The sequence below is a fragment of the Streptomyces sp. NPDC002809 genome (genome assembly GCF_040295435.1).
Lineage (GTDB): Bacteria > Actinomycetota > Actinomycetes > Streptomycetales > Streptomycetaceae > Streptomyces.
Window position 1 is genome coordinate 78,498 of the sequence record NZ_JBEOVJ010000030.1, and the last position, 9,270, is coordinate 87,767.

Here is a 9,270-nt window from a genome sequence, read left to right on the forward strand (position 1 = left end):
ACGATGGGCGTCAGCGGTTCCCCCACCAACATCAACCAGGGCACCCGGACCAAGGGCGGCATCGGCGAGTCCACGCTGCGCCCCGACGGCATCCTGAAGGTCACCGGCGAGTTCGCCTACTCCTCGGACATGTGGCACGAGGACATGCTCTGGGGCCACACCCTGCGCTCCACCGTCGCGCACGCCGAGATCGTCTCGATCGACACCTCCGAGGCGCTCGCCACCTCCGGCGTCTACGCCGTGCTCACCTACGACGACCTGCCGACCGCGGTGAAGAACTACGGCCTGGAGATCCAGGACACCCCCGTTCTCGCCCACGGCCGGGTCCGCCACCACGGCGAACCGGTGGCGCTCGTCGCCGCCGACCACCCGGAGACGGCCCGCCGTGCCGCCGCGAAGATCAGGATCGACTACCGCGAGCTGCCGGTCGTCACCGACGAGGCCTCCGCGACCGCCCCCGGCGCGCCCCTCATCCACGAGGGCCGCGACGACCACCACATCGGGCACGTACCGCACCCCAACATCGTCCACCGCCAGCCCATCGTCCGCGGCGACGCGGAGGCGGCGAAGGCCCGGGCCGACGTCGTGGTCAGCGGCGAGTACGTCTTCGGCATGCAGGACCAGGCCTTCCTCGGCCCCGAGTCCGGCCTGGCCGTACCGGCCGAGGACGGCGGCGTCGATCTGTACGTCGCCACCCAGTGGCTGCACTCCGACCTCCGCCAGATCGCCCCCGTCCTCGGCCTGCCCGAGGACAAGGTCCGCATGACGCTCTCCGGCGTCGGCGGCGCGTTCGGCGGCCGTGAGGACATCTCGATGCAGATCCACGCCTGCCTGCTGGCGCTGCGCACCGGCAAGCCGGTCAAGATGGTCTACAACCGCTTCGAGTCCTTCTTCGGGCACGTCCACCGGCACCCCGCCAAGCTCTGGTACGAGCACGGCGCCACCCGTGACGGCAAGCTGACGCACATGAAGTGCCGCATCGTGCTGGACGGCGGCGCCTACGCCTCCGCCTCCCCGGCCGTCGTCGGCAACGCCTCCTCGCTCGCCGTCGGCCCGTACGTCGTCGAGGACGTCGACATCGAGGCGATCGCCCTCTACACCAACAACCCGCCGTGCGGCGCGATGCGCGGCTTCGGCGCGGTCCAGGCCTGCTTCGCGTACGAGGCGCAGATGGACAAGGTCGCGGCCGAACTGGGCATGGACCCGGTCGAGTTCAGGCAGCTCAACGCCATGGAGCAGGGCACGCTGCTGCCGACGGGCCAGCGGGTCGACTCGCCCGCCCCGGTCGCCGAACTGCTGCGCCGGGTCAAGGCCAGGCCGCTGCCGCCCGAGCGCCAGTGGGAGAGCGCCGGTGAGCACGCCGACGTACGGGCGCTGCCCGGCGGACTCTCCAACACCACGCACGGCGAAGGTGTCGTGCGCGGCGTCGGCTACGCGGTCGGTCTGAAGAACGTCGGCTTCTCCGAGGGCTTCGACGACTACTCCACCGCCCGGGTGCGCATGGAGGTCATCGGCGGCGAACCCGTCGCGACCGTGCACACCGCGATGGCGGAGGTCGGACAGGGCGGCGTCACCGTGCACGCCCAGATCGCCCGTACCGAACTGGGCGTCTCCCAGGTCACCATCCACCCGGCCGACACCCGGGTCGGCTCGGCCGGCTCCACGTCCGCGTCCCGCCAGACCTACGTCACCGGCGGCGCGGTGAAGAACTCCTGCGAGGCCGTGCGCGAGCAGGTCCTGGAGATGGGCCGCCGCAAGTTCGGTACGTACCACCCCGCCTGGGCCACCGCCGAACTCCTCCTGGAGGGCCGCAAGGTCGTCACCGACGGCGGCGAGGTGCTGGCCGACCTGGCCGACGTGCTGGAGGACGAGGCGGTCGACATCGAGCTGGAGTGGCGCCACCGCCCCACCGAGGCCTTCGACCTGCGCACCGGACAGGGCAACGGCCATGTCCAGTACTCCTTCGCCGCGCACCGCGCGGTCGTCGAGGTCGACACCGAGCTCGGCCTGGTCAAGGTCATCGAACTGGCCTGCGCCCAGGACGTCGGCAAGGCGCTCAACCCGCTCTCCGTCGTCGGCCAGATCCAGGGCGGCACGCTCCAGGGCATGGGCATCGCCGTCATGGAGGAGATCATCGTCGACCCGAGGACCGCGAAGGTGCGCAACCCGTCCTTCACGGACTACCTGCTGCCCACCATCCTCGACACCCCGACCATCCCGGTCGACGTGCTCGAACTCGCCGACGACCACGCCCCGTACGGGCTCCGTGGCGTCGGGGAGGCCCCCACCCTGTCGTCGACCCCGGCCGTCCTCGCGGCGATCCGGAACGCGACGGGGCTGGAGCTCAACAGGACGCCGGTCAGGCCCGAGCACCTCACCGGCACCTGACCCGGGTTCCTCCTCAGCTCTCCGGGCGGTGCGCGCCCCAGGGAACGTCACACTTTCTGCGCCCGCACCGCCCGGTGATCCCAAGTTCCGCACCGCTCGCGGCTCTTGATGCCCTGCGGCACAGCAGTGGCAGTTCCCGTTCCACCCATCCCGTACGAACAGTTCGCCTCGGGCCGTCCCCCGGGTCGTGCAGCCGGAGTACTCATCCCAAATCCCGCATCTCCATTCTTCATCGCGGGTGCCCCTGTGAACCTTGGGAGTCAGGCATCATGACCCAGCAGTCAGTGGAACCGAAGACCGGTGCGGAGGACGCGGGCCCGGGCTCGCGCGTCCCCGCCGGCAGATCGTGGCTCGACCGGTACTTCCACATATCCGAGCGTGGATCGAGCGTCGCGACCGAACTGCGCGGCGGCGTCACGACCTTCATGGCCATGGCGTACATCCTGTTGCTCAACCCGCTGGTCCTCGGCGGCAAGGACGTCGACGGCAACCTCCTCAGCCAGCCCGGGCTGATCACCGCCACCGCGCTCGCGGCCGCGGCGACCACGCTGCTGATGGGATTCGTCGGCAAGGTCCCCCTCGCGCTCGCCGCGGGGCTCAGCGTCTCCGGCGTCCTGTCCTCACAGGTCGCCCCGGAGATGACCTGGCCACAGGCCATGGGCATGTGCGTGATGTACGGACTGGTGATCTGCCTCCTGGTGGTCACCGGGCTGCGTGAGCTGATCATGAATGCGATCCCGCTCCCGCTGAAGCACGGCATCACCATGGGCATCGGGCTCTTCATCGCCCTCATCGGCCTCTACAAGGCCGGCTTCGTCCAGAAGGGCACCGCCACCCCGGTCTCCCTCGGCCCGACCGGCGAACTCGCCGGCTGGCCCGTCCTCGTCTTCGCGGTGACCCTGCTGCTGATCTTCATGCTGCAGGCGCGCAACATCCCCGGTGCGATCCTCATCGGCATCGTGGTCGGCACCGTCGTCGCCGTCGTGATCAACAAGGTCGCCGACGTCGACCCGAAGAGCTGGAGCAGCGGCCCGCCCGAGCTCCGGGGCTCGGCGGTCTCGGCGCCCGACTTCTCCCTCTTCGGGGACGTGGAGTTCGGCGGCTGGGGTGATGTCGGAGCGATGACCGTCGGCTTCATCGTCTTCACTCTGGTGCTGGCCGGCTTCTTCGACGCGATGGCCACCATCATCGGTGTCGGTACGGAGGCCGGGCTGGCCGACGACAAGGGCCGCATGCCGGGCCTGTCCAAGGCGCTGTTCATCGACGGCGCGGGCGGTGCGATCGGCGGCGTCGCCGGCGGCTCCGGACAGACGGTCTTCGTCGAGTCGGCGACCGGGGTGGGGGAGGGGGCCCGGACCGGGCTCGCCTCCGTCGTCACCGGGCTCTTCTTCGCCGCCTGCCTCTTCTTCACCCCGCTCACGGCGATCGTTCCGGCCGAGGTGGCGTCCGCCGCCCTGGTCGTCATCGGCGCCATGATGATGCAGAACGCCCGGCACGTCGACTGGAGCGACCGCTCCGTCGCCATCCCGGTCTTCCTGACCGTGGTCCTGATGCCGTTCACGTACACCATCACCACCGGTGTGGCCGCGGGCGTCATCTCCTACGTCGCGATCAAGGCGGCCCAGGGCCGGGCCCGTGAGGTCGGTGCCTTCATGTGGGGGCTGACGGTGATCTTCGTCGTCTACTTCGCCCTGCACCCGATCGAGAGCTGGCTCGGCGTCAGCTGACGCCGGCCGCTCCCCACACACCCTCCGAGGAGACCGAGATGCTGGACATCGCCGAGGAGCTCGACCGGTGGGCCGGGCAGGGACGCGACTTCGCCGTGGCCACCGTCGTCGCCGTCGGCGGCAGCGCGCCCCGTCAGCCGGGTGCGGCGCTCGCCGTCGACCGCGACGGGACGGCAATCGGCTCGGTCTCCGGAGGATGTGTGGAGGGCGCGGTGTACGAACTGTGCCGACAGGCCCTCGACGACGGAATCACCGTGCGGGAGCGGTTCGGCTACAGCGACGAGGACGCCTTCGCTGTCGGCCTGACCTGCGGTGGCGTCATCGACATCCTGGTGACACCGGTCAGGGCGGACGACCCCGCCCGGCCGGTGTTCGCCGCAGCGCTCGCCGCCGCCGCGCGGGGGGAGGCGGCGGCCGTGGCCAGGATCACCGACGGGCCCCACGAACTGATCGGCCGGCCCCTGCTGGTCCACCCCGACGGCAGCCACGAGGGCGGCCTCGGCGGACATCCCGAACTTGACCGCACCGCGGCCGCCGAAGCCCGGGCGATGCTGGACGCGGGCCGCACCGGCACCGTCACCATCGGTGCGGAGGGGGCGCGGTGCGGGCAGCCGCTCACGTTGCTCGTCGAGTCCAGCGTCCCGCCGCCCCGGATGATCGTGTTCGGGGCCATCGACTTCGCCTCCGCGCTGGTGCGGGCCGGGAAGTTCCTCGGCTACCACGTCACGGTGTGCGACGCCCGGCCCGTCTTCGCGACGAAGGCGCGGTTCCCCGACGCCGACGAGCTGGTCGTCGACTGGCCGCACCGCTACCTGGCCACCACCGAGGTGGACGCCCGTACGGTCCTGTGCGTCCTGACGCACGACGCCAAGTTCGACGTCCCTCTCCTGGAGGCCGCCCTGAAACTGCCGGTCGCCTACGTCGGCGCGATGGGCTCGCGGCGCACCCATCTGGAGCGCAACGACCGGCTGCGCGATGCCGGCGTCACCGAACTCGAACTCGCCAGGCTGCACTCGCCGATCGGGCTCGACCTCGGAGCCCGTACGCCCGAGGAGACGGCCCTGTCGATCGCCGCCGAGATAGTCGCCGACCGGCGCGGCGGCACCGGTGTCCCGTTGACCGGCACCCACACCCCGATCCATCACCGCGGCGCTCTTGCGCCGGCCGGGCGCATCGGGTCCGTGGCCTGAAACCGGCTCCCCAACACCCCTTGCAGGCAAGGCGGTTTGCCGCCAAGGCGGCTTCACGCCAGGCATGAACCCGCCCGTAGCCAGAGTTTTGCCGGTAGATCAGGGGCATGACACTTTCCTCCTCATCCGCATCCGGCCGGGCGAGACCCGCCCGCGCGGGACGCAGAGCCCTGATCGTCGCCACGTCGGTCGCCCTGTTCAGCGGCGCGCTCCTGCCCGCCGCCGGCACCGCGTCGGCAGCCGCCCAAGCCGCGACCGGCGCCGGGGAGAAGGCCCCCGGCGCCGTCCACCAGTACGACATCACCCTGGTCACCGGTGACGTCGTCCACTACGCCGACGGCGTGGGCAAGCAGGACACCGTCACGGTGGACCGGCCCGACGGTGCGGTCGGCGGGGTCCACATCCAACAGGCCGGCGACGACATCTACGTCCTGCCCGAGGAGACGAGCGCCCTGCTGGCGGCCGGCAAGCTGGACCGCCGGCTGTTCAACGTCACCGCGCTCGCGAAGATGGGGTACGACGACAAGAGGACCGGCGGCATTCCGCTGATCGCCACGTACGCCACCGCCAAGGGCCGCGCCCTGCCGGTCGCTCCGCGCGGTGCGGAGAAGACCCGGGACCTCGACTCGATCCACGGTGCGGCGCTGAAGGCGGGCAAGGGCACCGCGCGCGCCTTCTGGGACGACATCGCGAAGACGTCCACGGCCCGTTCGCTGGACAACGGCATCGCGAAGCTGTGGCTCGACGGCCGTGTCGAGGCCGCGCTGAAGGATTCCGTCCCGCAGGTCAACGCCCCGCAGGCCTGGGCCGAGGGCTACGACGGGAAGGGCTCCAAGGTCGCGGTGCTCGACACCGGTATCGACCCGACCCACCCGGACGTCAAGGACCGCATCCTGGAGTCCAAGAGCTTCGTCCCGGGTGAGGAAGTCCTGGACAAGCACGGTCACGGGACCCACGTGGCCTCCACGATCGCCGGCTCCGGCGCCGCATCGGACGGCCTCAACAAGGGCGTCGCCCCCGGCGCGGACCTGATCATCGGCAAGGTGCTGAGCAACGAGGGATCCGGCGCGGACTCGGGCATCATCGAGGCGATGGAGTGGGCGAAGGCGGAGGGCGCCGACGTCGTCTCCATGAGCCTCGGCTCCAGCATCCCGGACGACGGCTCGGACCCGATGTCGCTGGCCGTCGACGCCCTCTCGGCCGACGGCGGTCCGCTGTTCGTGATCGCCGCGGGCAACGCGTACGGCGCCGGGACCATCGGTTCGCCGGGCTCGGCGGACAAGGCGCTCACGGTCGCCGCAGTCGACAAGCAGGACCGGCGTGCGGCCTTCTCGTCCATGGGCCCGCTGACCCGCTCGTACGGCCTCAAGCCGGACCTCTCCGCGCCGGGCGTCGGCATCAACGCGGCCGCCTCGCAGGCCGTGCCCGGTGTGGACGGCATGTACCGGTCGATGAACGGCACCTCGATGGCGACGCCCCATGTCGCCGGAGCCGCGGCCATCGTGAAGGAGCGTCACCCCGAGTGGTCCGGTCAGCGCATCAAGGACGCGCTGATGACCTCGTCGAAGGAGCTGCCGGACTACACCCCGTACGAGCAGGGGACCGGCCGCCTGGACGTGAAGGCCGCCATCGACACCACCATCGAGGCCACGGGTTCGGTCGCGGTCGCCTCGTACGACTGGCCGCACAGCCCCACGGACGCGGTTGCCGAGCGGACCATCACGTACCGCAACACGGGTACCGGGGACGTGACGCTGGACCTGGCGACGGACAGTGACGCGGACGCGTACACGCTGTCGGTGAAGCAGCTGACCGTGCCGGCCGGTTCGACCGCCGAGGCGGTGCTGTCGCTGGACCCGTCGAAGGTAGCGAACGACACCACGTTCTCCGGGCAGGTGATCGCGAAGGACGCCTCGGGCGCCACGGTCGCCCACACCGGGTTCGCGCTGAACAAGGAGCAGGAGCTCTACGACCTGACGCTCCAGCTCCGCGGCCGTGACGGCAAGCCGATGGACGGCCAGGTCGTCATCGCCCAGCTCGGCGACCCGAACCTCGGAGTGGTCGCCGTACCGGGAGACCTGACACTGCGGCTGCCCCCGGGCAACTACACCGCCTGGTCCGCCGCCGACATCAAGGGCGACACCGCCGACTCCAGGGCCGTCGCCTTCCTCGCGGCTCCCGAGATCATCCTCGACAAGGCGACCACGGTGTCGCTCGACGCGTCGAAGGCCCGCAAGGTCAGCGTGAAGACGCCGAAGGAGACCGAGAAGCGCCAGCTGCGCTACGACATGGCGCGGACCGCTCCGGACGGCACCGTCCAGCGCGACGCCTTCCAGATCCCGCTGATGTACGACCAGTTGTGGGCGAGCCCCACGAAGAAGGTCACGCAGGGCAGCTTCTCGTTCCTCACGCGCTGGCGGCAGGGTGAGAAGCTGATCGACCTGACGGCCGACGGCCGCGACGTGCCCGTCACCGTGCAGGGCGGTTCGGTCGTCGCCGAGGACAGCAGCCGCAAGCTCGGCAGCGTCTTCGCGGGCAACGGCGCGCCGGCCGACTACGCCGGTCTCGACGTCAAGGGCAAGGCGGTCGTGATCCGCAGCAGTGACTCGGTGGCTCCGGCCGACCGGGCCGCTGCCGCGATCGCCGCGGGCGCGAAGGCGCTGTTCGTCGTCAACGCCGGCGACGGCGTGCTGTTGGAGTCCTACGCGGCCTACGGCACCACGCTCCCCATCCCGGTCGCCTCCGTGCAGCGTCTGGCCGGCGAGGGTCTCGTGAAGGCCGCCCAGCGCGGCAGGAAGGTGACCGTCGACGAGCGGAAGTTCGCGAGCTACCTGTACGACCTGGTCGACCGGCACGACGGCACGATCCCGGACCGCTCGCTCGCCTTCGCCCCGTCCACCCGTCAGCTCGCGAAGGTCGAGAACACCTTCTACGGCGACAGGACCCGGCTCGGCGGCGGCTTCCGCTACGACATCCCCGACTACGGCCCCGGCCTCGGCTTCGAGGAGTACGAGCAGTTCCCCACGGTCCGCACCGAGTGGGTCAACCCGCTCCCGGGCGACTCGTTCTGGTACGAGAACCACTCCGTCCTCAACGCCGACCACGGCACCGCGCACGAGATGCGCAGCAGTGAGCTGGACTACGCGGCGGGCCGCAGCTACTCCGCCGAGTGGTTCGCGCCGGTCAGCCACCCGCGTCTGGGCACCGGCTACTGGGGTCCGTTCCGCTCCGTCTACAACGACATCCAGTTCAACTTCACCGCGTGGACCGACTCCGGCGCCGGTCACTCCGGCTCCATGCCGGAGGACGAGTACGACACCACCAGCACGGCCTTCTACCAGGGCGACACCCTGATCAAGAAGGTCGCGGGCCGGGCCGGGTACGCCTGGGACGTCTCGCCCGAACCGCTGCCGTACCGCTTCGTGCTCGACGCCACGCGTGACGGCTCCACCTGGAAGTCCTCGACCCGCACGCACACCGAGTGGGACTTCGTCTCGGGTGCCATGGACGAGAACGGCCCCTACCAGGCCGACATCCCGATGCTTCAGCTGGACTACGACGTCGACACGGACCTGGCCGGTGACGTGAAGGCCGGTTCGTGGACCGAGATCGGTCTGTCGTCCACCACGCAGGAGTGGCTGGAGGGTGCCGTGAAGGCGTCCAAGGCCTCGCTGTCGGTCAGTTACGACGAGGGCGGGTCCTGGAGCGCGGTGCAGCTGAAGAAGGACGCGGCCGGTTCCTGGACCGCCCGCTTCAAGACCCCGAAGAACGCCTCCGGTTCCGTCTCGCTCAAGGCGCACGCCGAGGCCCCGGGCGGCCTCGGCGTCGACCAGGAGATCATCGCGGCCTTCGGCCTGAAGTAGCGGGCCGCCGACCCGGAACGGGCGGTCCCGCACCCAGCCCCGAACAGGTGTGGAAGGCCCCGAGGTCGCTTCCCCCGATGGCGAGCTTGAAGAACACGCTCG

The 9,270-nt window shown here is 70.6% G+C and carries 4 protein-coding genes and 1 pseudogene; 4 read left to right on the plus strand and 1 reads right to left on the minus strand.

The genetic code is table 11. From position 1 onward, the window contains the following. Positions 1-3 precede the first annotated feature (3 nt). From ABT025_RS19780 to ABT025_RS19795, 4 genes are all read left to right on the plus strand, one after another. Positions 4-2,388, plus strand: coding sequence for a xanthine dehydrogenase family protein molybdopterin-binding subunit (locus ABT025_RS19780; protein WP_350995751.1), 2,385 nt, complete (start codon positions 4-6; stop codon positions 2,386-2,388). A gap of 269 nt (positions 2,389-2,657) precedes the next feature. Then, positions 2,658-4,115 (plus strand): NCS2 family permease, encoded by a 1,458-nt coding sequence (locus ABT025_RS19785; RefSeq protein WP_350995754.1) that lies wholly within the window; start codon positions 2,658-2,660, stop codon positions 4,113-4,115. Positions 4,116-4,153: 38 nt separating this feature from the next. Continuing rightward, positions 4,154-5,305 carry an XdhC family protein gene (locus ABT025_RS19790; RefSeq protein ID WP_350995757.1) on the plus strand — a complete coding sequence of 384 codons (1,152 nt, stop codon included), beginning with the start codon at positions 4,154-4,156 and terminating at the stop codon, positions 5,303-5,305. Positions 5,306-5,412: 107 nt separating this feature from the next. Continuing rightward, positions 5,413-9,168 carry a S8 family peptidase gene (locus ABT025_RS19795; protein ID WP_350995760.1) on the plus strand — a complete coding sequence of 1,252 codons (3,756 nt, stop codon included), beginning with the start codon at positions 5,413-5,415 and terminating at the stop codon, positions 9,166-9,168. 28 nt (positions 9,169-9,196) lie between these two features. On the opposite strand, the pseudogene ABT025_RS19800 reads toward ABT025_RS19795, so the two are convergent. After that, positions 9,197-9,270 (minus strand): annotated as a pseudogene (locus tag ABT025_RS19800) (phage tail protein); the annotation flags it as partial.

Bases quoted from the DNA above. Each gene is read 5' to 3' on its own strand.
- ABT025_RS19780 (WP_350995751.1), top strand. From the start codon at position 4: ATGGGCGTCAGCGGTTCCCCCACCAACATCAACCAGGGCACCCGGACC.
- ABT025_RS19785 (WP_350995754.1), top strand. From the start codon at position 2,658: ATGACCCAGCAGTCAGTGGAACCGAAGACCGGTGCGGAGGACGCGGGC.
- ABT025_RS19790 (WP_350995757.1), top strand. From the start codon at position 4,154: ATGCTGGACATCGCCGAGGAGCTCGACCGGTGGGCCGGGCAGGGACGC.
- ABT025_RS19795 (WP_350995760.1), top strand. From the start codon at position 5,413: ATGACACTTTCCTCCTCATCCGCATCCGGCCGGGCGAGACCCGCCCGC.